The following is a 25017-nucleotide window of genomic DNA, read 5'->3' on the forward strand; positions in this document are numbered from 1 at the left end:
GTTTTAGTAGTTAAAGTTTAATCCGAATGAATAGGTTTGTACGCCAGGGTAACCGCCAAAATCGACACCTCTACGTTGCGGGTCTTTATTAAATGTTGTCACTTCTGGGTCGTATCCAGGATAATCGGTAATTGTGATTAAATTTTGACCTGTAATGTAAAGTCTTAATTTGGTTCCTTTTTTAAAGTTGAAGGTATATCCTAAATTCACGTTTTTTAGTCGTATAAACGAGCCGTCGTAAATGTTTCTATCGGATGGAATCGCTCTTGGACCAGCATTGATTAGTGGCGCAGGATTCCCAACGCCAGTAGTATTGCCCAAATTAGGATCGAAGAATACGTCTCCGTTTCCATCCACACCAAGTGGTGCTGTCCACGAATCTTCAAACGCAGAAGTAAGTCCGTTTCTAGAGTTTTGATTTCCTGTAATTGGCCACGCATCTACCCAAAAAATGTCGCCTCCTTTTTGTCCTGTTATTAAAGTTGTCAAATCCCAATTACCATATTTGAAGGTATTATTGATTGCTATGGTAAAATCAGGATTCGGGTCTCCAATTTGCACATAATCGTCAAAGTTTATTTCTTGATTTGGCAATGGCTGACCGTTTGTATCAACATCTACAGAATTATTTACATATCGTATTTCGCCTGGCGCTGCACCAGCAATTCCACTAGCATTGGCTTCTTCCCAACTTTCATAGATTCCATCAGTTTGCGCACCCCAAAAAATGCCCAATGGACTTCCTGTTCTGAATAAGATTGGATTGGTTTGTGCAAAACCTACGTTCGGTCCTAGTTGAAAGTCTAAGTTTGAGTTTAAGCTTTTTAAATTGTTTCTATTCAATGAAAAGTTCGTTCCGAAATCCCACTGAAATGTATCTGTATTGATGATGTTTGCATTGAGCGCAATTTCTAAACCGTAGTTTTCAACTTCGCCAAAATTGTCTATAATCCTCACAAAACCATTAGATGGCGCAAGTATTACATTTTGTAACAAATCACTGGTCAATTTATAATACGTATCCACCGTAACTCTGACTTTGTTATCTTTTAAACCTACATCCAAACCTGCGTTGAATTGATCTGTGATTTCCCATTTAAGGTTCGGGTTTGGAAGGTTGGTTTCTATAATTCCCGTAGTAATTTGTCCGTTAAAGTTGTATCGGATGGCTTCTCCAAGCGATAAAGATTGAAAAGGCGGAATAGCATCGTTTCCAACTCTACCATACGACAATCTAAATTTAAGGTCAGATATGGTTTTGGAATCTTTTAAAAATTTCTCGTCTGAAATTCTCCATGAGAATGCTGCAGAACCAAAAAAACGTGCTTTATTTCCTTCGGCTAATTTTGAAGATGCATCTACTCTGGCATTGAGGTCTAAGTAATAACGTCGTTTGTAATTGTAGCCAAGTCTAAAGATTCCTGATAGTAATCTGCTGTTGATGAATCTAGATTCTGGTGGCAGAATATCGGTAGCCGCGCTTAAATCGTAAAATTGAAATGCATCACTTCCAAAACCAAATGCTCTGTTGAACATTGTTCGAATTCTTGCTTCTTCTACCGTTCCAATAGCAACTGCGTCAATTCGGTGTTTTCCAAATCTGTTGCGATATCTTAAATTCACTTCACCGTACAGTTTTCTGTATTCTCTTGTGGCTTGTGAAGCTTCTCCGTTGTTGTTTCGTCCACGTGTTGTCGAGGTTGGATAGTAAATATCTCTAGAACTTTTTTGGAAATTGAACGCTCCTCGAACGATTCCTGTTAATTTGGGTGTAATTTTAGCCGTTACTCCTATATTCTGGATGAAATTATAGGATTCTTTCAAGTCGGTCACATCTCTTGCTAAGGTAAACGGATTGGATATCGGAGTTCCTTCATTCAAATCTGCATATACAGAATCGTCTTGTCCTGGCTCTAATAAACTAAAGATTGGTTGAAATTGCAACGCTTGCGATACCACACCACGTTGTAAAAAGATTTCGCCATTTCCTACCGAAGAAGCATTTCCTTTGTTGTAGGCGATATTCGTTTTCGAGAAGATATCTATTTTGCCATCAAACGCTTTTCTTTGTCCGTTTACGTTGAGTGTAATTCTTCTATTGTTGGTGTTTATGATGACTCCTTCTGTATCTTGAAGACCTAAGCTCACAAGAAAGTTCCCTTTGTCATTTCCGCCTCTGTACGACAGATTGTACGCTCTTGAATACGCTTGTCTGTATATTGCATCTTGCCAGTCTGTATCCACGCCTGTTGAAACTGGAAAAGGAATGGTAAAACCATCTAGTTGCGGATAGTTTGCAATGGTTAAGTCTTGCGTTCCATCAAAAGGATTAGTATTGTTTGCTGGATTTGTAATGTCTACATACAATTGATTGATGGCTCTTTGATTCATATAACGTTCAAACGTTGGTCCATTCATCACATCTAATTTATTGGTCGTGGTTGTGATGAAGTTATCAATGGTTACCGTAAGATTGTCTCTTCCATCAGATTTCCCTCCTGTTTTGGTCGTAATGAGTACGACTCCATTGGCTCCTCTTGCTCCATACACCGCAGTGGCAGCAGCATCTTTTAACACTTCAACTTTTTCAATGTCGTTTGGATTGAGAAAGCTCAACGAGTTTTGCGATTGTCCCGACGCACCATTTCCTTGTGCATCTTCCAAAGGATCGACAGGCAAACCATCTACAATATACAACGGTTGTGTTCCTCCAAGAAAAGAGTTCGTTCCTCTGATAGCGATGGAAATACCGCCGCCAGGTTCGCCATTTTCGGTTACGACAACACCTGCTACTTGTCCTTGCAATAATTGCTCAACAGTCTGGGTTCTGTTTTTTTCTAATGTTTCAGAAGTAACTTGCGCAATACTCCCCGAAAGGTCTCTTTTGTTGACATCAAAATATCCTGTACTGATGGTTACTGCATCTAATTGAGTGACATCAGGTTGTAGCGTAATGTTTATTACTGCTGATTTGTCAACAGTTACTTCTTGTGTTTGTTTTCCTATGAATGAGAATACTAAGACATCGCCTTTGTTGGCTTTGATTTCATATTTTCCAGAGAAATCGGTAGTAACACCTTTGGATGATCCTTTAATGTAAACCGACACGCCTGGTAGCGTAATGTTCGTTTCTGCCTCATTCACAGTACCACTTATCGTAAGCTCTTGTGCTACTAGTGTCATTGGCAGTATGAGAAGTAAATAAATTAGATGTTTCATGTTCGGATATGCTTTAGTTGGTTATTTAGGAGTTATTTTTTGACTAGTTTGTGTGTGCTGAAATTGTTATGAATATCTTTCAATCGCACTATATACATTCCTTTTGCAAGGTTTTGAATGTTGATGTTTTGGTGTAATTCTACTTGATAGGTATGTATACGTTTTCCTTGAAGATTGTAAATTTCAACCTTATCAATGACGGTTTTTGAAGTGATTGAAATACTATCTTTTGCAGGATTTGGAAAAATATGTGTATCAGTATTGAAATCTTTTTCAGATGTAGATAACAAAGCAGACCATTGCTCCATCAAGAACGTAGCAGCATAGCCCATTGAGCCGTTAGGCTCTAGCATCCATTTACCGTCCATCCATTGGTATAAAAAGCTGTCGTCATATTGTGTGTCTTTTTCCCAAGTAAAACCATTTGGTGCACCTTGTTGACCAGAACAATATAAATTCCATAGATAAAAGTTTTGAATGCCTAAGTCTAAAGCGAGTCCAATATATCGTCCATAATTGTTTCTGATATCGGGTTCAGTCAAACTCGTATACGGTGGATTTTCATTATGCGCAAATTCTCCAATTTGCACAGGTATTCCGCTTTGAATGGCGCCCGTAGAGGTTGTGTAATAGTCTGCAATATGAATCCCTTTCCACATAAGATGTCCTACAGGATTGTTGGTATTTGTCCAATTGCTGTCATACGCAGACCAAGAAGTTAAATCGATACGCACTTTCGGAACCACATCTCCTAAAACTGAAGGCACGTTGTAATACATCATGGTTTGTCCATTTTTCCATAGTTTATTGAATTCGATAGCATGATATACTTTTGCGTTGCTACTGGAAAATTGATTTCTGGCGCGTTCTGTACCGCGTTGTCTAGCTCTGAACATTCGCGCCATACCTTCAATGCTCCAATCCACATCATCCGGAATAAGAGACGCGTCATTTTCCCAAGCAACACCTTCGCCTCTAAGCATCCAATCGCCTTCCCAGTTTTGATACACAAACTTTTTGTCCATTGTACCATATGTACTCAGTAAATGCATGGTTAAATCGTAATATTGCTGTTCTTGCTCTAAGTATTTGTCATGATCAAAGTCAGGACCGTTTTTGTAATGCGATTGATTTTTAGGTGTTGTCCAAAACGTATGCGTTTTTATGTGTGTTCTTTTAAAGAGTGAATCAATGTACTCATGCTCTGCCACTTCTTTTAAGTTTTGAAAATTTGGCCACGAATGGTTGAAATGATACGCGTTGTACATTCTGCCATTTACTGAGGTAAGTGTGGTTTTTACTGCAGTAGAACCAAAATTTCTATAATAATCCAATCCTTCTAGCAAATACGGTCTGGTGGTAAAGTTGTACCATCCTGCAATGTGAGAAAAACCAAAAATATCTTGTATTTGACTTACATCTGCGCCCAAATTTGGATCGTATGCGTCAATTCTAGACGTGATTTGCGCTTTTGTCGGTGTCGTATAAATGTAATGTTGCTTTAGTGTTCCGCCGTTATTGGTAAAGGTGAAGTTTGGATTGTTGGACGTAAGATTGCTAAAGTAGGCTTCTTTCCATAATTTAAACAATCCGCCATTTTCAAGAGTGAGATTGAAACCGCCTGCTTCTGAAGTCACGTTCAATACACCTTGATTGATTGTTTGAGGGAACAGACTTCCTCTGTTTCGTATGGTAAGTGAGGTAAATTCTCCAAGCGTTGTATTTTTAGTAAAAAGACTCACGTTTCCTGCCACAACTACACCTTCAATAATTAGGCTAGATTTTGCTGTTGGAGAGCTAAAATCGTAGGTACTTCCTGTTAATCCTAGTGTATTTTTAATATTGAGGTATGCATATTCTTTAATGGTCGCATTGACGCGATTGTTGGATTTTATCGCAAAGTTTTCATCAATAACAATGTTATAATGATCAATAATCAAATCTTTTTCACCTGAATTACTTGCAATGCTCAATGCTTTCGGATTGAAATATCCTGAACCTGACACATAGGTTGTTGCTTGTGTAAGATTTAAGAAGATACGACTGTTAAAGCTATAAATAGCCCCATCGCCACTGCCACTTGGGAGATTTCTTCCTGCTGAAAATGTTCCATTACATAAAATGCTTCCGTTGATTCTTAAATCTTTTGCAAAATTGGCTGTGTTGTGTCCCATTTGTAACACAGCGTCTTGCTTCACGAAAAGGTTTTCGCAAAGGTCTACAATTTGACCAGAACTTGCGCCTTGTATGTCAATATATACCGTATGCCCGTTTTCAATGATTACATGCGTTGATGACGACGGTACCATACCATTGCTCCAAATCGCAGGATTGCTCCAGTTTCCGCTATTTATTGTAGATACTGCATTGGTAAAGTCAATAGTTTGATCACTTAGTAAAGGTAATTGCGCTTGTGCAGTGATACAGCTCAACAGAATGCTCAACGTCAGATATTTTAGGTTCGAAATGTTCATTCTTTTATATTTTGTTAAAATGACTTTTTAATACATCTTTATATACCGTGTCTAAAACACGTAAGGCTTCTTTCGTAAAAGTTTCCCGATCTGGATAGGTTTGGTGTTCCGCTTTGTACGACTTTAGATATGAGTTGATGGCTTTATAATAGTTGTGATGAAGGTAAAACACGGGCATTTTTTCGCCTTTTTCATTGATTAAAGACATATTTTTGGAAGCGCCGTCTTTTCGGTATTCGTTGTTATATAGTTGCCAATGCAACACAAACGGCAAATCCAATTCCAACGAAATTTGCATAATGTCTTTTACATTGTTGAATTGTCTTAGAAATGTTTCTGGCTTATCATCAAAAGCGTGACCGCCATATTCGCCAATAAACACACGTCTTTTAAAAGGCAAGCCTTCTTTCGGTTTGAGTTGTGATTCAATGTAATTGAGCACGTTGGTAAGCGATGCTTTGTTGGTTTCGTAATCTTTTTTCTTGCTAGATTCATAACTAGAATACGATACAAAGTCAGCATCTACATGTGGCAAGATATCTTTGGTGACGCACGTATTGCCTTCCATACCTTTTACCGCCAAATTTACCTCAACATAGTAATACAATTGCACGTTTTCATAAGCAATGGTACGTTTGGCATCATTGATGGCACGCGCTCTTATTTGCAACCACTTGGTCATGTTTTGTACATCTTCTTGTGAAGGAATGGACTTCTTTTTCATCTGCGGATGTAACAGCCAATCACCTTCCCAATTTCCAATGAAGAAGGTTTTTCCAGTATTGTTGTAAGTAGTTAAAAGGTGTTTTGTGAAATCGTACATTTCTTTGTACAACATGTCTTCTTGTGCCTTGCTGATGCCTTTTTTCCACTTGATTCCAGTAGCTGTGTGAAACCACATAAAGTAGTATTTGAAATCCATTTGAAAGACTTGATCATAATCAGGAATTAAATCAATCACGTCCATCATGTCGTATACGTCTTCATTTTTAATTCCGTAATCTTTCAACACTTTTTTAGAGACCGATATTTTCAAAATGTTAGAACCCAGCGCTCTTGTTTGTTTGGCTTGTTCGATGATTTTGGTATCGTCCGTATGCTGATATTTTGTGTAGAAACTATTCGTTCCCAAGACAACATTGTAATCTTCCAGCGGAAATAGTTCGCCATCAAATTTCTTTTGTCCAAAACTTAGACTCGCCACACAAAAACAGATACATGCAATTATATATTTCATCATTTTTGGGTTTTTAAACTGTTGAATTGTAAAGCTGCTTTTTGAAACGTGTCAAAGCTTGGTAATTGCTGATATTTCTCTACATATTGCTGTAAAAAAGCATTTGTTTCTTTGTAAAAGTTGTAATGTGTATGCCAAATAGGTTGTTTTTTTCCTTTGTCTGTAATCAACCAATAGCCTATTTGCTCGCCTGTTTTTGCTTTAATTTCGTTGTTGTACATTTCCCAGTATAGAATGAACGGCGTTCCCCATTCCAACGCTGCTTTGATTGTCCAAATAGAACGACGATTTTGCATTTCATCCGAAAATTTAATGCTCTGATTGCCATATTCGCCAATCCAAACACGTTTCCCGCTAGGTAAGTTTGGTTTTGGAGCTAATTTACTTTCTAAGTAGTCTAATGATTTTTGTAAGTTCTTTTTTAGTGCTTTTTCTGTTTTGTACGGATTTGTCGCATCGTAAGAAGAATACGACACATAATCTGGATTTACAGCACCAAGGATGTTGTTGGTTACAGATACATAGTTAGGCTCTTCTAAAGATTTACGCACCAAATTCACTTCTATATAATGATATACTTGTACGTTGTTGTGTTTGGTATCTCTTTTGGCATCGTCAATCGCTTTTTGTCTTGTCTGTGCCCAAGCGGTCATGCCTTCCAGTGTTTTTAAGTTGGCAGGTTTTGTACGATCGTAATCTGAACGCAAGTGCCAATCACCTTCCCAATTCCCAAGATAAAATGTTTTTCCTGTATTGTTATAGGTTTTTAATAAATGTGTCGTGAGGTCATAAATTTCTTTATACAGTGCGTCCTGATATGTTTTTGAATATCCATTAATAAACTTAATCTGTGCTGTATCATCTTTTTCACCAATAGGTTCTTCTGTGTATTGAGAGAAACCGTATACCCAAATATGATAATAGGTAAAATCCATGTCCAATACTGCTTTTACAGAAGGTTCTAAAGTTGCCAACTTTGTCAAGGAATTGATTGCATCGTTTTTTGGAAGTCCGTAATTTTCTGTACAATACCGCGGATGCATGGAAAATTTAAGCAAATTAGAACCCATACTTTTGATTTGCTTTGCCGTTTCCACAAGCATGGTTTCTTCAGTAAACTTATATTTTGAGCCTACTGTTTGGGTTCCGATGACATAATTAAACTGAGTAATGTCGGTACGCGGCTCATTGAGGTTCGTAACAGCTACATCTGATTTTGACTGCGACATCGCTTTTTTACAAGAATACATTCCTAAGCAAAGGCACAGAAAAAAAGAAATACGTATGAAAAATGGCTTGTTCATAATTTGTAACTTAAAAGAATACTCCAATATCATCAATAAAGCTTACAATTGGGTTTGTAAGCAAATCAACAAGGTTGAAAATATAGTCAATACCTGATTTTACTGGGATTGGGAATGCAAAGCGACAATTTTTGTTTTAGGGGTTTTTAAAAATAGTTCTTATGTTTTGTGAAGGCAACAGGAATTTTATATAACTTTTCTGATACAATTTAAAAAAGAAGAAGCTACACCTCCATTACAAGACGTATGTTTGCTATTTACAAACTATCTATGAATTCTTTGGGTGTTTTGTTGTAATGCTTTTTAAATAAAGTACTGAAATATTTAGGGTCGTGAAATCCAGATTCGTAGGCAATGTCTGAAATACGAGTGAATCGCTTCTGTTTCATCAATTCTTCTGCTTTGTCGAGCTTTATCTTCAAAATTAAATCCGAAGGCGACATTTGTATGAGTCCTTTCAGCTTTCTAAATAGGTTGGAACGACTCAATCCCATCATTTCGCAAAGCGTATCAATAGAAAAATCTTTGTTGGTAATGTTGTCTTTGATAGAATCTATGACTTCCGATAGAAAACGTTCGTCAGGTGTTAGATTTTTGGTGACTTCTTCATCGCCCAAAATTTGCCTTACATTTTCTCTAGAATTGATGAGGTTTTTGATGGTTGCTTTTAAAATGTCTACGTTGAGTGGTTTTTCTACATAAGAATCTGCACCTGTTTCCAATCCTTTTATTTTATCTTCCATATCGGCAAGTGCCGTGAGCATAATGACAGGAATGTGACTCGTTTTGAAGTTGCTTTTCAACAGTTTACAAAGCTCTTTTCCGTCCATCACAGGCATCATGATGTCTGTAATGATTAAATCTGGATTTTTTGACAGTGCTTTTAACAACCCTTCTTTTCCGTTTGTGGCTTCAATGATGGTAAAGTTGTCTTGCAGTGTCGTTTTTACCGCTTGTCGAAGTTCATCGTTGTCTTCTACCAATAAAATGAGCTTGTTTTTCGCTATAAATTGATCAATATCTTTTGTTTCTTCACCTACAGATTTTTCATGAATGATATCTTCACTGTTGTAACTTTCTTTTCCATTAGGAAGCACTACGGTAAAGATAGAGCCTTCGTTTTCTTTGCTTTCAAGAAGTATTTTTCCGCCGTGTAATTCTACAATTTTTTTGGAAAGCATCAATCCTATTCCCGTACCAGGTATTCCTTTGTTAGATACATTGGTTCCTCTGGTAAAGCGCTTAAAGATAAGGTCTAGCTGTTTTTCTGGAATTCCAATTCCGTTGTCTTTAAACGATATTTTTAAGTTTTTATCATCCAAAAAAGAACTAATCGTAATTTGACCGCCTTCTCCGGTATATTTGATTGCGTTGGAGATGATATTGTAAAAAATACGGCGCATTTTTGGCACATCAAACCAAACTGAGAGATGTTTGACTTTGAGCTGAAGTGTAATTTGTTTTTCGTTTAAAATTGGAGTGAAATCGCTGGTTATTTTTGCCAAACAATCTTTTAAATCAATTTCACTAATGTTGAGTTTTAGCTGTTTGTTGTCTATTTTCTGAAAATCTAGCAATTGCGTAACATATTCGTTCAAGTTTTGGCTGTTGCGTTCAATCAGTTTTAGCGATTCTTCCGTATTTTCTTGTGTGTGTAATTGTTGTACTAAAAGTTGAATGAGCGAAACTGGCGTTCTAATGTCATGAGCTACATCGACAAAGAATTTAATCTTATTCTCGTTGAATTTTTTGCGATTGTTCGCTTCTGAAACTCTATACATTAAATACCCAATTGTGAAAAAGGTGAGAATGTAAATAGCGTACGCGAGATAGGTTTTCCAAAACGGTTTTTTGATGTTGATGCTGATGGTTTTTGTATCTGATTTTACACCATCAGCGTTGTAACCACTATAGGTAAGCACATAATCACCAGGTTCAAGATTGGAATAGGTGATTTTTTCGTCTGTGTAACTATACCGTACGTTTTCATCATAGCCTTTCAATTGCCATTCAAACAAATTACGCGTTGCGCCGTGAAATTTTAACGCTTCAAAATTGAACGAAATGGAATTGTTGTCATACGGCAATTGCAAGGTTTTCGTATAGTTTATGTTTTTTGCCAGTAAAGTGGAATCTGGCTCCTTTCCATTGATTGTAAAATTTTTGATGTGTATATTTTGAATCGGTTGGTCTAGTTCTAAATTCAACGGATTGAATATGGTAGCTCCTTTTGGGCCGCCAAACGCAATGCGTCCGTCTTTTAAAAGTGCGGTTGCTCCAAAACCAAAACGTTCGATAAGAAGTCCGTCGTTACTGTCAAATTTTCTAAAAATCTCTTTTTTAATATCGTATCGCCAAAGTCCAGACAGACACGATAGATACAAATTATTTTGATTGTCTCTTTGAATTGAAAATACCGTTCGTATCTGCGATCTGAATTTTTCTCCGATTGCTTCCACTGTTTCTGTACGGAGATTGAATTTGTAAAGTCCTTTTTTAGTGCCAATCCAAATACAGTTGTTTAATCTGTCAAAATTCAAATGATAACATTCGTTGGAAGAGTTAAAAATGTCTTTTGCCAAACGTCGAAAGCTCGCATTACGATTGTTGATTTCAAACAATCCAGCACTAGATGCTACGTATACAATATCGTCAAATCCTTCAACGACAAAGCGCTCCACGCCCATTGGATAGTTGTTTAATAACTGACCATCTTTGTAGTGTGACAATGGGCCGTCACTCGCACCAATCCAAAGATCATTTTTAAACTTGTTGATATGAAAGACGAAATCTAACGGAAGTTTTTCGCTCAATTTGACTTCAGTGACAACATCATCATTCAGTGCCAGAATTCCTTCGCCATACGTTCCTAACACTAATTGATCTTTGAAACTATTGATTGCCAATACAGCGGTATTATACAGTTTTGGGTTTTTGTTGTAGTTTACCCAATTTCCTTCTTTCAATTTGCTCACGCCATTTTCAGTCCCAAACCACAACGCGTCATCTGCTCCTTCGTAAATCGCTCTGATAGAGTTGTTACTGATACTATTATTATTATCTCTGATGTGAAAGATATTCGAAAAAACACTGTCTTTTTCATACACGATATTCAGTCCGCCATCTTGTATTCCCAACCAATACGCATTGGTGTCGTCTACATAAATTTCGTAAATACCATTTTGCGTAAGTGAGTTGTCATTATCGGCTTCGTGCGTATAATTTTTAATTACGTTTCCGTCTTCATCCAACACAAAAAGTCCCAATCGGTCTACCGCGACTAAAACTTTGTTGTAGGTATCAAAAGCTATTTTTCGGATTGCATAGGTTTTGTTTTCTATTTTGGAAAGTGTTTTTTGCGTCAGTTCGTCATGCTGTAATATGAACAACCCACCAACTTCCGTCCCAATCCAACATCTTCCTTGCTTGTCAATTGTAAAGTGAATAATATCTTGCTCGGTGATAATTTTTTTCTCTACGGTTAGTGTTTTTGAAGATTGATTGTACGTAAAACTGAAAAAACCTTTAGAGGTTCCTGAATAAATTTTTCCGTCGTAAAATCGAACTGTTTTATTTAGAATAATGTCTTTATGAAGAATTTCGGATGCAGTATTGTTCGCTAAATCATAGATTATAAAGCCAGAAGCCAAACCAATGATAAGTTGCTCGTCCGTAATTTTGTCGAATGATAAAAAAGTAGCGCCTTGCAGGGTAAAGAGTGTTGTAAAGGTGTCATATTCATACTCATATTTAAATAGAGTTCCGTTATGACTTATGAGATACAATTCGCCTTTTATATTTTTAATGGCAACAATTCCTCTACCAACAATGTCTTCGTTATTGGGAAACTCGTAATTTTTTAAGGCTGTTCCAGCATACTTTTTTAAACCTTGCTCCGTGCCTATCCAAAGATAGCCAAGACTGTCTTTTTCGATGGTATTTACCGTTGCATCTATGAATTCTTGTTTCGGGTCAATACGTTTTATTTGCTGACTATATGCCGTAAGACTGATAAGAAGTATGAGGGAAAACCAATACTTATTTGCATAATATTTTATCATGTTTTAAAAATATTGTTTTTTTTTGAATGGGACACTTAATAACTTTTAATTATGAGGTTGTTCCACATGCTTCTGCATCTTTTTAGAATTCTTTTTTGTGTTTTCTCGAGCTTCGGAAAGTAAGCAATCAATAGAAGTGTACGAAAAGTTTTCTTCTTCCAGTTTTTTCTTTTTTGCTGAAGGCACTTGTGTTTTTAACCACCAATCTCTATCCGTGTTGTACTTGTATTTTAGTTTAAGTGCTTCCAATTCCTTACGAAGTTGTGCTTCAATCGCATCATATTCAGGGTCATTTATTAAATTGTTCATTTCACCTGGATCGTTTTCAAGATTGTACAACTCGTCAATATCATCTTCCAAAAAGGCATCCACAAGCTTGTATTTGTCATTTTTTATCGCCAGCATATTAGGTCCTGCGTACGGATATTCATCATCCACATAATATTCAAACATAAAAGCATCTCGCCAGTTTTGCTCAGTGCCTGCTAATAGATTTACCATACTTTCTCCTTGCATATAGCTTGGCTTTTCGATTCCTGCAAGTTCTAAAATTGTAGGTGCCAAATCAATATTTAGTGCATTCGAAGCAATCTTTGTGCCTGGCTTAATTTTTTCCGGATATCGTATCAACATCGGAATTTTCATTGAGTTTTCATACGCAATACGTTTGTCCCAATATCCGTGTTCGCCCATAAAATAACCGTTGTCACTACTGTAAATAATCACGGTATTGTCTAGTTCTCCCATTTCTTCTAAGGTAGCCAATACTTCTCCTAACGACTCATCTACCGCAAGTAAGCATTCTAATAGTTTTTTGAACTTATAGCCTTTGATCGGCCACGGTTTTGGTGCCAATGTATCTGACGGAATGTATTCTTTCCACTTGTGATCCCACGCTTTTAAACGTTGCCATTCAGGTTTGCCCGCAAAATTCTCCAAGTGCTGATTGTACGGCGGCGTTGGTAAGGAATCGTTTTTAAAAATTTTGTTATGTCTCGGTGCGGGCGAATGATCTTCGTGAACGGCTTTATGCCACAAATTTAAGCTGAAAGGTTTGGTAGGATCTCTTTTTTCTTTGAGCCACGTGATTGCTTTGTCCGTAAGAATATCAGTCATATAGCCTTTTTCTTGATATTCTTTTCCGTTGTCGTTTACCATAGGATCGAAATACTCTCCTTGTCCAATAAAACTAAACCAATAATCAAAACCAGGTCTGATATGCTGTTCGTTTCTGTAATGCGCCATGTGTATTTTACCGACGTGCGCCGTTTGATAACCTGCGATTTGAAGGTGTGCATTGTACGGTTGAAAATCTTTCCAATTAGGATCTACATGTTTGTTATTTTGATTTACGCCATGAATGTGCGGATAGGTTCCTGTTAAGAAGCTTGCTCTCGAAGGCGAACAGATGGATTGCGTTACATAGTAGTTTTCAAACTTTGCACCTTCATTAATCAGTCGCTGCATGTTGGGCGTTTTTAGGAACGGATAGCGTCCGCTGTCTTCCAAAGCATCAAAAGGTTGATCGTCTACCAAAATAAACAGAAAATTAGGTTGTTTTTTTCGAGGTGTTTCCACATTTTTATTTTTACAACTTGTCAAAATAAAAGTCGAAATTATAAGTAATGTAAAAGATACATATTTCATAGTTATAGGTTTACCAGTACATAATTAATGTGATGAAACAAAACACAAGCAGCGCAAGAGACCAAAATCGGTAACTTTTCAATAGCGGAACACTTTTTAAACTCGCCGTTTCTTTTTTAAATTCACTCACAGAAAACACCAATCCTTCTGTTTTTTCAAGTGGTGGCTTTTTGGTTGCCAAACTCACTAGAACCATCACTAATAAGCTCCATAAAAAGTAGAACGGAACGGTAAGCAAAAAGTGAATATCTCCAAAAATAGAGTGTCCAACTTGTACAGAATATATGATATTGCCAATTCCTAAGGCGATTCCTGCCATTAAACCAGAAAAAGCGCCTACGGCATTGGTTCGTTTCCAAAAAATACCTAAAATGAAAGCTGCCACGATTGGCGGAGCCATGATTGAAAGCATTTCTTGGTAATATTTGAGCAATGTACCAAACTGTTTTCCAATTTGTGGTGCCCAAAATACGGCAATGACTAATACTGTTATGGACGCTATTTTACCAACTCTCACCTTCTTTTTTGAAGTACTGTGCGGTACCATTTTATCGTAAAAATCCATCGTGAAAAGTGTTGCCACAGAATTTAACAATCCGCTTAACGATGATGTAAGTGCCGCTACCATCGCCGCCATCATAAAGCCAATAAGCACATTAGGCAGTAATTCCATGATAAGGTTCGGATAGACCATATCTGGTTTTGACAATCCTGGAAATAGGTCAATCGCCATAATCCCAGGAATGATGATAACGAATAAGGTCAATACCGTTAGAAAACCTACCAACAACACTCCTTTTCTACCTTCATCTAGGTTTTTGGCAGTTAAAACACGTTGTACCAATTGTTGATTGTTTCCCCAGAAAAATAAGCCTAAAATCGGAATTCCTACCAACGCACCCAACCAAGGCACGGAAGAATCTTCCATAGGGCGAACCAATTTCATTAAAATATCTCCTTCTACTAAAAGTTGTTTTACGTACGCTGCGCCGCCATTATAGGTAGCATACAGCGTAAGCACGATTGAGCCGACCAATAGAAAGATTCCTTGCATTAAATCTACCCGAATTGCTGCCGACAATCCACCAGGAATGGTATATGCCGCCACTATAACGGCAAATATTACAGATAAGGTAAAGATAGAAACCTCTGGAAATACTAATTTCATAACAATCGCAGCCGCGTAAAGCGAACCTGCTGCATCCAGAAAAATATTAACGATGATGGTAATGGCAGAAAAATAGTAACGAGAGGCAACGTTGAATCGTTTTTCCAAAAATTCGGGAATCGTAAATATCTTTGATTTGATGTAAAACGGCAGTATAAACCATGCAAAAAATATCATAACGACTACCGACACAAGGTTGTAATTGAATACCGCTATTCCTGTACTGTACGCATCGCCTGCCTGACCAATTAAGGTAGAACTTGAAATACTTGCTGCAAATAGCGAAAATCCTATTACGGGCCACGTCATGCCTCTTCCCGCTAAGAAATACGATTTTTCATCTTTACTTTTACTATATCGTATCCCAAGGTATACAACAAACAAAAAGTATAAGACAATAATTAGTATATCGGCCCACGAGAGACCATTTACCCAACTTGGGCCTTCTGTTATAAAATTTCCTGATTGCATAGTTTGTTGGTTTTTAGTTAAGAGTTTTGAGCCTCGCTCAATGTAAATTCTATCAGTTCGTTTACATTGCAAGTAGCCAATCCTATATATTTATCGGCACCTCCATAGTATACGTATAGTGTATCGTCAACAATCATATTTCCGGTAGGAAATACACAGCCTTTATAATAGCCTTCAATCTCATAATCGAATTCTGGCTCCATGATGTAATCTTTTGTTCGTCCAATGACTTTGGTAGGATCATCATTATCTAACATCACCGCACCAACTCTGTAATATCCTAAACCTCCCTTTTCTACACCGTGGTATAACACCAACCAACCTTTGTCGGTTTTAAGTGGTGGCGTACTACCTCCTACTTTTTCTTCCCAACCACCGTCAATTCCATCAATCAACAAATGGCTAGGTTCATTCCATACAAGCATGTCATCGCTAAAACGAATCCAAACTGCAGGGTTTTTGACACCATAGTGTTCACCAATCCACTCTTTCGGACGATGCAGCATTGCGTACTTACCGTTTATTTTTTCGGGAAATAAGATGACGTCTCTATCATCAAGGTTTGAGTCGGTGATACGTCCAAGTTTAAGCCAGTTTTTAAAGTCTTTTGTCATCGCTAAAGCGGAATTTGCCATGTTCTTTTTGATGAAGTGAGGTGCATGCGCTCCATGATCTTCGGTCAATACCTCGTCGTGCGCAAATTTCCAGTATTGTCCTGGAGGAAATGGTCTAAAAGCATAGGTTACATAATAATAATCATCAAACTTCACAATTCTGGCATCTTCAATACATCCCATATCTGGTCCTTCTTCACTAGGTCCGAGTACAGGTTTATCGCTCATACGTTCAAAGTGATATCCATCGTCGCTTATGGCAAGTCCAAATCTTATAATATGTGCTTCATCGTCACCAGCAGCGCGGTATAACATATAAAATTTTCCTTCGTCGTAAAATACACCCGGATTGCACACTACAAGATTTTCCCAATCATTTTTTGGGTTGGGGCTGAGAATAGGGTTACCTTCAAATTTTTTTAGTTTCATTATCTAAAATCATGATTAGTTATAAAAACCCAATGATAATCCTAACTAAAAAAAAAGGGGTTTTAAATTTGGTCATTCTACTAAAAATTATGGTCAGACAGTTATAAAACAATAGATTTTCGGTTGAATTTCACAGCGAATCTTACGATGAACAATTCCCCTACTTTTTTGCTCAATAAATCAACCCAACAACAGAATTAAAATTTTATTTTCGAAATTGTTGACGATTATATGTAACCTGAAAACAAAATTTACATAGTTAAACTTTAAAAATTATCCCTTATGCCTGTCAAGCAAATTTTATGTCTTTTTGCAATCATTAGTTTGATGTCTTGTAAAAAACAGCAACAAAAGACTGCAATAGAAAAGCCCAACATCGTTTTTATTTTTACAGACGATCATGCTACGCAGGCTATTACGGCTTATAATGATCGTTTTAAAGATATTTCTCCGACTCCCAATATTGATCGTATTGCAAAAGAAGGCGCTATTCTACGCAATGCATTTAGCACTAATGCTATTTGCGGTCCGAGTCGCGCTGCCATTCTTACGGGAAAGTATAGTCATGTAAATGGATATTATAAAAATTACAGAGGCGGCCATTTTGACAATACGCAATGGAGTTATCCAAAAGCTTTACAAGAAAACGGTTATACAACGGCTCTTGTTGGCAAGTGGCATTTAGCCTCAGAACCCAAAGGTTTTGATTATTATAAATATCATATTGATCATGGTGAACAAGGCGTGTATTGGAATCCGACGTATAGTGAAAACGGAACTGAAGTCAAAGAAGAAGGGTACGCAACCAATATTACGACAGATTTTGCATTGCAGTGGTTAGACAATAAAAATAATCAGGAGCCTTTCTGCCTTATGCTCCAATACAAAGCTCCACATAGAGAATGGGCTCCTGATACTAAGTATGTAGATTTATTTGAAGATGAAACGCTACCATTTCCCGAAACTTTCAACGATATGTACGAAGGTCGAGAGCAAACAGCAGGAAACACGCACATGACGATGGATTATCTAAATCGACGCGATCTCAAATTAGCAACACCAGAAGATTTAGACAAAAAAGAATTGAGGAAATGGCTCGATTACGGAAATAAACCAAGACAAATAGCAACTCCAAACGACACGCTAAAAGGAGAAGCGTTACGACGTTGGAAATATCAACGCTATATAAAAGATTATTTGGCAACTATACGTTCAGTAGATGATAATATTGGACGCGTGCTTCAATACTTGAAAGATCACAATTTAGAGGAAAATACCATTGTGATTTATGCTTCAGATCAAGGTTTCTTTTTGGGGGAACATGGATGGTTTGACAAACGATGGATGTACGAAGAGTCCATGCGTATGCCTTTTATCATAAAATATCCTGGCAAGATTAAACCCAACACTGTCGTGGATGATATCATATCTAATATTGACATTGCACCAACGCTCTTAGAGCTTACGAAAACTGAAATCCCTCAAGATGTACAAGGAAAAAGTTTTACACCGTTGCTCATGGGAGAAACTGTTGAAAACTGGCGACAATCTATGTATTATCATTATTACGAATATCCTAAGTGGCATCACGTGCAACCGCATTATGGTATTAGAACTGAACGCTATAAGCTTATTCATTTTTACTATGATATAGATGTGTGGGAATTGTATGATTTACAAGAAGATCCGCAGGAAATGAACAATTTGATACATTCTGAAGCACATACGTCGCTCATCACAACATTAAAAGAACAATTAAAAGCACTAAAAACAGCGTATGGAAACACGATGACTGTTGAAGAATTACGAAACATATCTGATACCAATTTTGGTGGCCTCGAATCGGGTACTAAAGACAAATAACCACACTATGAAAATCATACGATTATTTCTTTTGTTAACGTTGATAGCGTGCAATAGTTCAAAGAACACAAACCAAAGCAGCAGCACGGAAACAGCCAAAAAAGAGCAAAGTCAACCCAACATTTTACTTATTACCTTGGATGATATGAACTGGAATTCACCTGCTATACATGGTGGCGATATTCCTAACATAACACCTCATATTGACAAATTGGCAACTTCTGGAGTAATGTTTCAAAACGCGTATGTACAAGCGCCAAACTGTTCGCCATCACGTGTGGTGATTCAAACAGGTTTGTATCCGCATCAATCTGGCATGCGTGGCTTTTTCTTTGTTGAAAACACCATAAATACGTTATCTGTATTACTGAAAGAAAATGGATACTACACAGGTGTTCTTAATAAAAAATCGGACACCAGCATACATCCAGATTATGATGCTTTTTGGGATACGCACAGTAGTTTTACTGGCGATAAAAAACGTTGTGCGACGGTGTATGGTGACGAATTTGAAGGCTTTCTAAAAAATGCTCGTCAAACAAATAAACCTTATTATTGTGTGCTCAATATTGCCGATCCGCACAAACCCTTTTTTAATGATGATATATCCAAAAAGCAAGGATTCGACAACTGTCCACCTTCTACAATTTATGGATTGAATGAAGTGACCGTGCCTGAATTTTTACCAGAAACACCAAAAATCAAACAACAAATCCTTAATTATTACAACTCTGTGAAGCGTGGTGATGATTGTGTTGGTGAAGTATTAAAAGTGCTGAAAACAAACAAAGATTTTGACAATACCATTGTCATCCTTTTATCAGATCATGGTATGCCATTTCCGTACGCCAAATCAACCGTATATCAAAATGGTTTAAAAACACCTTTGATTGTTTCGTGGCCAAAGCAACTCAAACCATTCGTTAATAAAAACAGTTTGGTTTCTGCCATTGACATTGCTCCAACATTATTAGATATTACAGGAATTTCAAAACCGTCTGAGATGACTGGAAATTCGTTTTTAAGAGCGTTGAAAACAGACGAAGAAAACAAAGAAAGCACCTATGTTTTTGGTCAGTACGACGAAAACGCTGGCGGCATTCCAAGACCATCTCGTACGGCAATCTCCAAACGCTATGGTTATATATTTAATCCTTGGGCTACTGGTGAATACAAATTTATATCGGCATCAACGCATCAGCTTACGTATAAACAAATGAAAAAACTAGCAACAACCGATGAAGCAGTCAAAAAGCGTTTTAATTTTTGGTTGTATCGTTCTGTCGAAGAATTTTACGATTATGAAAAAGATCCAAATGCGCTACATAATCTTATTAATCATCCAGACTATAAAGAAATCATTGAAATACACAGAACAGCATTGCAACAACACATGATGCAAACCAATGATTATACATTAGCTGCTTTTAATGAAAAAGAGAATGTTTCTTTTTTAAATAATTGGATGAAAAGTGAAGTTGAAGCAGCTACAATTAGAAGTAAAACCATCAAGTGGAAACGTGGAAAAAATCACTTAGGCAGTACAAAAAACAATTCCAAACTCTTCAATGTTGCAGAAGACTAATACTAAAAAGATGACTTTTTATCCATTACAATTTCAGCCTTTATATAAATATAGAATGTGGGGCGGCGAAAAGCTAAAAACTGTCCTCAATAAAAACTATGATGCACAAAGTATTGGTGAATCTTGGGAAATATCTGATGTAGAAGGCGATGAAACCAACGTCATCAACGGACAGCTACAAGGATATACGCTTAAAAAATTAATTAAAACATTTGGTGGTGATTTTTTAGGACAGGCTGTATTTGACAAATTTGGCGAAGAATTTCCGCTTCTGATTAAATTCATCGATGCAAAAACCCCGCTTTCCATACAAGTACATCCGCACGATTCCATAGCCAAAGAACGTCACGATTCTTTTGGAAAAAACGAAATGTGGTATGTGATGGATGCTGACGAAAATGCAGAAATCATTGTGGGTTTTAAGAAAACAACAGATAAGTTCAATTACTCAAAAGCACTTTCGAAAGGGAATGTGTTGGAATTATTGAATACGCTACAAGTCACGGCTGGCGACACGTTTTACATTCCAACGGGAAGAGTGCATGCGATTGGTGCTGGTGTACTTTTAGCTGAAATACAACAAACCTCCGATGTTACTTATCGTATTTATGATTACAATCGTGTGGATAAAGCAACCGGAGAAACTCGTGAACTTCACAATGATTTAGCCACCGATGTGATTGACTTTGTTGCGCACGACAGTTACAAAACTAGCTATGAAAAATCTGTTGATGCAGTGAATACGCTTGTCCATACTCCTTACTTTAAAACGAATATTTTATTTTTAGAAGATACACTAAATCGAGATTACACAGCCATTGACTCCTTCGTGATTTATATTTGTACCAAAGGAAACATCAGCATTACTGCGGGCAACCATGAAATCACTATTTTAAAAGGACAAAGTATCTTATTGCCTGCTGCTCTTAAACACGTGCATTTAAAAACAACCGAATCTTCAGAGATTATAGAAGTGTTTTATGAGTAATTCGTTGGCGACGTCAAATCGCTTTACGTGATTTTGTATAATCTGTGTTACTTTCTCTAGATTTTCTTTCCGAATTACTTCAATTCGTTGATTTATCTGCGTTCGTTATGTAACATTCTTACAGATTTTTTTCTGTTCTTGGAAGTTCTCTAAGTTTTGTTCCCTGCGGAAAGACTCTAAATTTGATGTTTTTGATTAGGAAAGATTGCGGACGAAACCCATATTGCATGACGATTCCTAAATCTTCTTTCTTAATAGATTCTTTGGCTTCCATAGGAATATAATAGGTTTTCCATTCAGAAGAAATACTTTGCGTAGAGGCTATATTTTTTCCTTTATACAATTGCAACTCTTTGATTGACCAGAAGATTTTTGCTTCCTCTGTTTTTGAACTTGCGGAAACGGTTTTGGCATCATACGAAAGTAAAAAAACGGTTCCTTTGGGATAATTGTCCTTTTCAATGGGAATACTCGTTGCATAGTTTTCAATGAATTTAGGCTCTTTAATGGTTTCTACTAAAAATTGCAATGTTCCGTTTTTTTCTGACTTTGTAATCTTTGAAAAATCACTTTTTGTTTTTAGGTAGTATACTTTTTGTTTGTCAACCAAATCGGTTCCTATAGAGAGTTCTTTTTTCAGCGTAACTGTTGGTTTGCCTTGTAAATATCCTAAGGATTCTAGAAAAGCATCTGTTTCTCGCAATGTTTCTACAAAATATCTTCCATTGTTAAAAAACGTATGTTCTTGTCCTTCATACAAAAATAAGTCACATCGACTGCCTACTTCTTTCATACGTTTTTCATACGCTTTTGAAGATGCAACGGGGGTGGTTTTATCTTCTGTTCCAAAAAATACAATGGTTGGTGGCGCACCTTTTGAGATATTATGCAATGGTGAAATTTCAAGGTGTCTTCCTTGCATTCTGCGATAACCAAATCCATTTTTACTGTTGTCATATACAGGATTGTACAATACCAACGCATTCGGTTTGGAACTAATACTCAAATCTTCGTTTTGTCCTTCCAAACCTTCAATAGTTCCGCAAGCAGCTGCTAAATGTCCACCTGCCGATCCACCTCCAGCGGCAATCATTTTAGGATCAATATGAAGTGATTTTGAATGTTTTCTCACAAACCGAATAGCAGATTTGGCGTCTTCTAATGCATCAAAAGGTGTGGTTTTATGTTTATTATGTATTCTATAATCAGCTGAAATAGCAATCAATCCTCTTGAAGCCAAGTATTGCGCATGTTTTTTAAAAGCCTTGTGATTTCCGCTACTCCAACCGCCGCCGTGAAAAAAAACAATGCACTTATATGTTGTATTCGGATTAAAATTAAACGGTTTGTATATATGAAGTTTTAAACTAATGGTATCTATTTTTTTGTATTCGATAGCTTCTGCTTTAATCTCCCTATAATTTTGTGCGGATGCCAAACCGATAAATAGTAAAACAATAATACATGTAAGACATAGTCTGTTTTTCTTCATATTAAAATATTTTTTCCATTTTTCAGCTTGTTATAAGCATTTATAGTAGTGTTGGATTTTGCGTTGAGATTATTACTTTCTCAAAAGTTTTTTTGAAAGATGATACAATTCAGTCCTTTTCTACATACCAATGCAAAAGTTTGTACATGTATTTATTGTTAAACCTATTGTACATTTAGAAAAAGTTGTGCAAACTGCTTAAAGGCAATAAAATGTAATTACCATATAATAATTCAATTTACACAACTTTCAAGCAAATTACGATAAAATCCTAGAAGTTTTAAAAAGTATAGAACCTAAGTTGGATTACTCACACCAAATCCGTAAACCAAAATTTCGCAATTTAGAACTGGTTGCGGCAGGTTTAACTTCTAAAATTAAGTGAAGTTTCTAAATAGAAGACTCCGAAGACTTTTTAATTTTAAAAAATATCTTCAAAAAAAAACCAATTCTTGGAAATTTGTAAACTAGCTAGAAGCTCACGAAGTAAAATTTGAAAAGAACAGCTAAAAAGAATATTGTGCTAGTAAAACAAATCATCCATAGCGGAAGCCACAGTATAACTATCCGAAGTCGCTCTCTTCAAATTAGATTATCAATAATTCCAATAAAAATCACTCTAAAAAGTCAAAGCGAGGAGCTCCAACAATGCTGCTATCACTAACGCGAAAAAACCATTCCGTTTCTAAGCGAAATACTGTATTTTTGTAGTATGGAATTCATCAAAACAACTGAGCAAGATTCGAAATACAATCACTTGGAAAAAATGAGCGTATCTGAATTGCTGACCAACATCAATAGCGAAGACAAAACAGTTCCGCTCGCGGTTGAAAAAGCGATTCCCGCTATTGAAAAGCTTGTTACTCAAATAGTGTCAAGAATGAAAAATGGCGGACGATTATTCTACATTGGTGCAGGAACCAGCGGACGACTAGGAATTGTAGATGCTTCCGAATGTCCACCAACATTTGGTGTTTCTCATGAGTTGGTAGTTGGATTGATTGCAGGAGGTGACTCCGCTATTAGAAAAGCAGTAGAATTTGCTGAAGATGATACTGAACAAGGCTGGAAAGACCTTCAAAAATACAATATTTCTGAAAAAGACACGGTCATAGGTATCGCCGCTTCTGGAACTACTCCGTATGTCATTGGAGCGCTCAAACACTGTAATCAAAAGAACATACTTACGGGCTGCATCACGTGCAATCACAACAGTCCATTATCTAAGGCTGCAAAACATCCTGTAGAAGTCATCGTTGGTTCTGAATTCGTCACAGGAAGTTCTCGCATGAAAGCTGGAACCGCGCAAAAATTAGTGCTCAACATGATTTCCACAGCCACGATGATTCAACTTGGAAAAGTAAAGGGAAATAAAATGGTTGATATGCAGTTAAGCAATCACAAACTTGTAGAAAGAGGTGTTAAAATGATTATGTCTGAGCTGCAAGTCTCTTTAGAAACTGCTGAAGAATTACTAAATAAGTATAAAAACGTTCGAAAAGCAATCACAAATTATGACAAAAAGAACCAATAAAGACGTATTAATAAAAGGAATAAAATTAATGGCTGGTTCATTATTTTGTATGTTTGCGGGTCCTATAATTATAAATTCCGCTTTCAAAAACCAATCACATCCTTACTATATTCCTGTGTTAATAGTAGGATTGTTGATTGCAGCAATGGCAATATTTCTAGGTTTTAGAGGTATCAAAAAAATAATGGATGCTATGTTCAACTAGCCTTTGTATGTTCAATTCTTTGAGCTGGTGTCGTTGGGTTATAACCAAAATTTTCATCTTGAATATCAACTCCCAAACCATCTAAAATATAAGCAATTATGGCATAATGATGAATAGTATGACTATTTGCTTGGGCTAACAAAGCTCCTAAAGTATAATCGATTGTAATCACCCCATTTCCTAAATCATCTTCTACCGTAATTAATTCGTTTAAATCCGCTGAATATAACGTTCTAAGATGATTTTCAATAAGTTCTATTTCTGAAATAGCACAATTGCGATCATTCTCAATCCTTTGGTTACGTCCTCTCGAAGTTAAATCGACATACTTTCTATCCAAGCCTTTAAAAATACAAGTATAAAAATCCAAAACATGCCGAATATGTGTTCCTATACTAGAATAGTAAGGAGCTACTTCTTTACAGCTATAGGGTGCAGCTGTCAATTCATTCAATAATTTTTTAGATGTACTAAGGGTGATTAATAAAGAATCTACAATAACAGTATTCATGAGTGGAATTTAATACTATCAATATACTAAAAAATGTATAATAATAAATCTAAAAAAAAGATGGTGTAATATTGCTTTTTATAAGAAAGCTTGAAGATGTTGTTTTACTTAAGAAGGTAAATTTCAGGTATAAAAAAAGTCCTTACTTTAAAAAGTAAGGACTTAATTAAAAAAGGCGGCGACATACTCTCCCACATTGCTGCAGTACCATCTGC

The 25017-nt window shown here is 36.6% G+C and carries 15 protein-coding genes and 1 pseudogene; 6 read left to right on the top strand and 10 right to left on the bottom strand.

Annotated elements, in window-relative coordinates; genetic code table 11:
• Positions 1–3: 3 nt before the first annotated feature.
• The 8 genes from C8N46_RS11015 to C8N46_RS11050 all read right to left on the bottom strand — a co-directional run bounded on the left by C8N46_RS11015 (position 4) and on the right by C8N46_RS11050 (position 16624).
• On the bottom strand, positions 4–3219 hold the full coding sequence (locus C8N46_RS11015; protein WP_108114944.1) for a SusC/RagA family TonB-linked outer membrane protein: 3216 nt from the start codon (positions 3217–3219) through the stop codon (positions 4–6).
• A gap of 32 nt (positions 3220–3251) precedes the next feature.
• Positions 3252–5693, bottom strand: a complete 2442-nt coding sequence (locus C8N46_RS11020; protein WP_108114945.1) for a T9SS type A sorting domain-containing protein — start codon at positions 5691–5693, stop codon at positions 3252–3254.
• 4 nt (positions 5694–5697) lie between these two features.
• Positions 5698–6933, bottom strand: a complete 1236-nt coding sequence (locus C8N46_RS11025; RefSeq protein ID WP_146169800.1) for a hypothetical protein — start codon at positions 6931–6933, stop codon at positions 5698–5700.
• On the bottom strand, positions 6930–8159 hold the full coding sequence (locus C8N46_RS11030; RefSeq protein ID WP_146169801.1) for a hypothetical protein: 1230 nt from the start codon (positions 8157–8159) through the stop codon (positions 6930–6932). Before C8N46_RS11030 ends, C8N46_RS11025 begins: the two co-directional genes overlap by 4 nt.
• Before the next feature lie 332 nt (positions 8160–8491).
• Positions 8492–12295, bottom strand: coding sequence for a hybrid sensor histidine kinase/response regulator transcription factor (locus C8N46_RS11035; RefSeq protein WP_108114948.1), 3804 nt, complete (start codon positions 12293–12295; stop codon positions 8492–8494).
• Between the two features lie 45 nt (positions 12296–12340).
• Positions 12341–13873 (bottom strand): sulfatase family protein, encoded by a 1533-nt coding sequence (locus C8N46_RS11040; protein WP_158269136.1) that lies wholly within the window; start codon positions 13871–13873, stop codon positions 12341–12343.
• Between the two features lie 79 nt (positions 13874–13952).
• Entirely contained in the window at positions 13953–15581 is a 1629-nt protein-coding gene (locus C8N46_RS11045; RefSeq protein ID WP_108114950.1) for a sodium:solute symporter, read from the bottom strand.
• Between the two features lie 17 nt (positions 15582–15598).
• Complete coding sequence (locus tag C8N46_RS11050; RefSeq protein WP_108114951.1) at positions 15599–16624, bottom strand: glycoside hydrolase family 130 protein; 1026 nt, start codon at positions 16622–16624, stop codon at positions 15599–15601.
• Between the two features lie 282 nt (positions 16625–16906).
• On the opposite strand from C8N46_RS11050, the gene C8N46_RS11055 reads away from it, so the two are divergent.
• The 3 genes from C8N46_RS11055 to C8N46_RS11065 are packed head-to-tail and all read left to right on the top strand — an operon-like array spanning position 16907 to position 21060.
• The gene (locus tag C8N46_RS11055; RefSeq protein ID WP_108114952.1) at positions 16907–18487 is read left to right on the top strand and encodes a sulfatase family protein; all 1581 of its coding nucleotides are present in this window, start codon (positions 16907–16909) and stop codon (positions 18485–18487) included.
• 7 nt (positions 18488–18494) lie between these two features.
• Positions 18495–20072 carry a sulfatase family protein gene (locus tag C8N46_RS11060; protein ID WP_108114953.1) on the top strand — a complete coding sequence of 526 codons (1578 nt, stop codon included), beginning with the start codon at positions 18495–18497 and terminating at the stop codon, positions 20070–20072.
• 10 nt (positions 20073–20082) lie between these two features.
• Positions 20083–21060 carry a type I phosphomannose isomerase catalytic subunit gene (locus C8N46_RS11065; protein ID WP_108114954.1) on the top strand — a complete coding sequence of 326 codons (978 nt, stop codon included), beginning with the start codon at positions 20083–20085 and terminating at the stop codon, positions 21058–21060.
• Positions 21061–21178: 118 nt separating this feature from the next.
• Here the strand turns inward: C8N46_RS11065 and C8N46_RS11070 are convergent, their stop codons facing one another.
• Positions 21179–22552, bottom strand: coding sequence for an alpha/beta hydrolase (locus tag C8N46_RS11070; protein WP_108114955.1), 1374 nt, complete (start codon positions 22550–22552; stop codon positions 21179–21181).
• Between the two features lie 268 nt (positions 22553–22820).
• Between C8N46_RS11070 and C8N46_RS21105 the strand changes: the two are divergent.
• From C8N46_RS21105 to C8N46_RS11085, 3 genes and pseudogenes are all read left to right on the top strand, one after another.
• Positions 22821–23046 (top strand): annotated as a pseudogene (locus tag C8N46_RS21105) (IS982 family transposase); the annotation flags it as partial.
• A gap of 218 nt (positions 23047–23264) precedes the next feature.
• Positions 23265–24086 (top strand): N-acetylmuramic acid 6-phosphate etherase, encoded by an 822-nt coding sequence (gene murQ / locus C8N46_RS11080; RefSeq protein WP_108114956.1) that lies wholly within the window; start codon positions 23265–23267, stop codon positions 24084–24086.
• Positions 24067–24291 carry a DUF6095 family protein gene (locus C8N46_RS11085; protein ID WP_108114957.1) on the top strand — a complete coding sequence of 75 codons (225 nt, stop codon included), beginning with the start codon at positions 24067–24069 and terminating at the stop codon, positions 24289–24291. Before murQ ends, C8N46_RS11085 begins: the two co-directional genes overlap by 20 nt.
• Here C8N46_RS11085 and C8N46_RS11090 read toward each other — a convergent pair.
• A complete protein-coding gene (locus C8N46_RS11090; RefSeq protein WP_108114958.1) occupies positions 24284–24802 on the bottom strand; it encodes a hypothetical protein in 519 nt (172 codons plus the stop codon). The genes C8N46_RS11085 and C8N46_RS11090 overlap by 8 nt on opposite strands.
• Between the last annotated feature and the right edge of the window lie 215 nt (positions 24803–25017).

The organism is Kordia periserrulae, assembly GCF_003054265.1.
In the GTDB taxonomy this organism is placed as follows: Bacteria; Bacteroidota; Bacteroidia; order Flavobacteriales; family Flavobacteriaceae; genus Kordia; species Kordia periserrulae.

Coding starts and splice junctions, on each gene's coding strand:
- C8N46_RS11015 (WP_108114944.1), bottom strand. CDS start 3,219: ATGAAACATCTAATTTATTTACTTCTCATACTGCCAATGACACTAGTA.
- C8N46_RS11020 (WP_108114945.1), bottom strand. CDS start 5,693: ATGAACATTTCGAACCTAAAATATCTGACGTTGAGCATTCTGTTGAGC.
- C8N46_RS11025 (WP_146169800.1), bottom strand. CDS start 6,933: ATGATGAAATATATAATTGCATGTATCTGTTTTTGTGTGGCGAGTCTA.
- C8N46_RS11030 (WP_146169801.1), bottom strand. CDS start 8,159: ATGTCGCAGTCAAAATCAGATGTAGCTGTTACGAACCTCAATGAGCCG.
- C8N46_RS11035 (WP_108114948.1), bottom strand. CDS start 12,295: ATGATAAAATATTATGCAAATAAGTATTGGTTTTCCCTCATACTTCTT.
- C8N46_RS11045 (WP_108114950.1), bottom strand. CDS start 15,581: ATGCAATCAGGAAATTTTATAACAGAAGGCCCAAGTTGGGTAAATGGT.
- C8N46_RS11050 (WP_108114951.1), bottom strand. CDS start 16,624: ATGAAACTAAAAAAATTTGAAGGTAACCCTATTCTCAGCCCCAACCCA.
- C8N46_RS11055 (WP_108114952.1), top strand. CDS start 16,907: ATGCCTGTCAAGCAAATTTTATGTCTTTTTGCAATCATTAGTTTGATG.
- C8N46_RS11060 (WP_108114953.1), top strand. CDS start 18,495: ATGAAAATCATACGATTATTTCTTTTGTTAACGTTGATAGCGTGCAAT.
- C8N46_RS11065 (WP_108114954.1), top strand. CDS start 20,083: ATGACTTTTTATCCATTACAATTTCAGCCTTTATATAAATATAGAATG.
- C8N46_RS11070 (WP_108114955.1), bottom strand. CDS start 22,552: ATGAAGAAAAACAGACTATGTCTTACATGTATTATTGTTTTACTATTT.
- murQ (WP_108114956.1), top strand. CDS start 23,265: ATGGAATTCATCAAAACAACTGAGCAAGATTCGAAATACAATCACTTG.
- C8N46_RS11085 (WP_108114957.1), top strand. CDS start 24,067: ATGACAAAAAGAACCAATAAAGACGTATTAATAAAAGGAATAAAATTA.
- C8N46_RS11090 (WP_108114958.1), bottom strand. CDS start 24,802: ATGAATACTGTTATTGTAGATTCTTTATTAATCACCCTTAGTACATCT.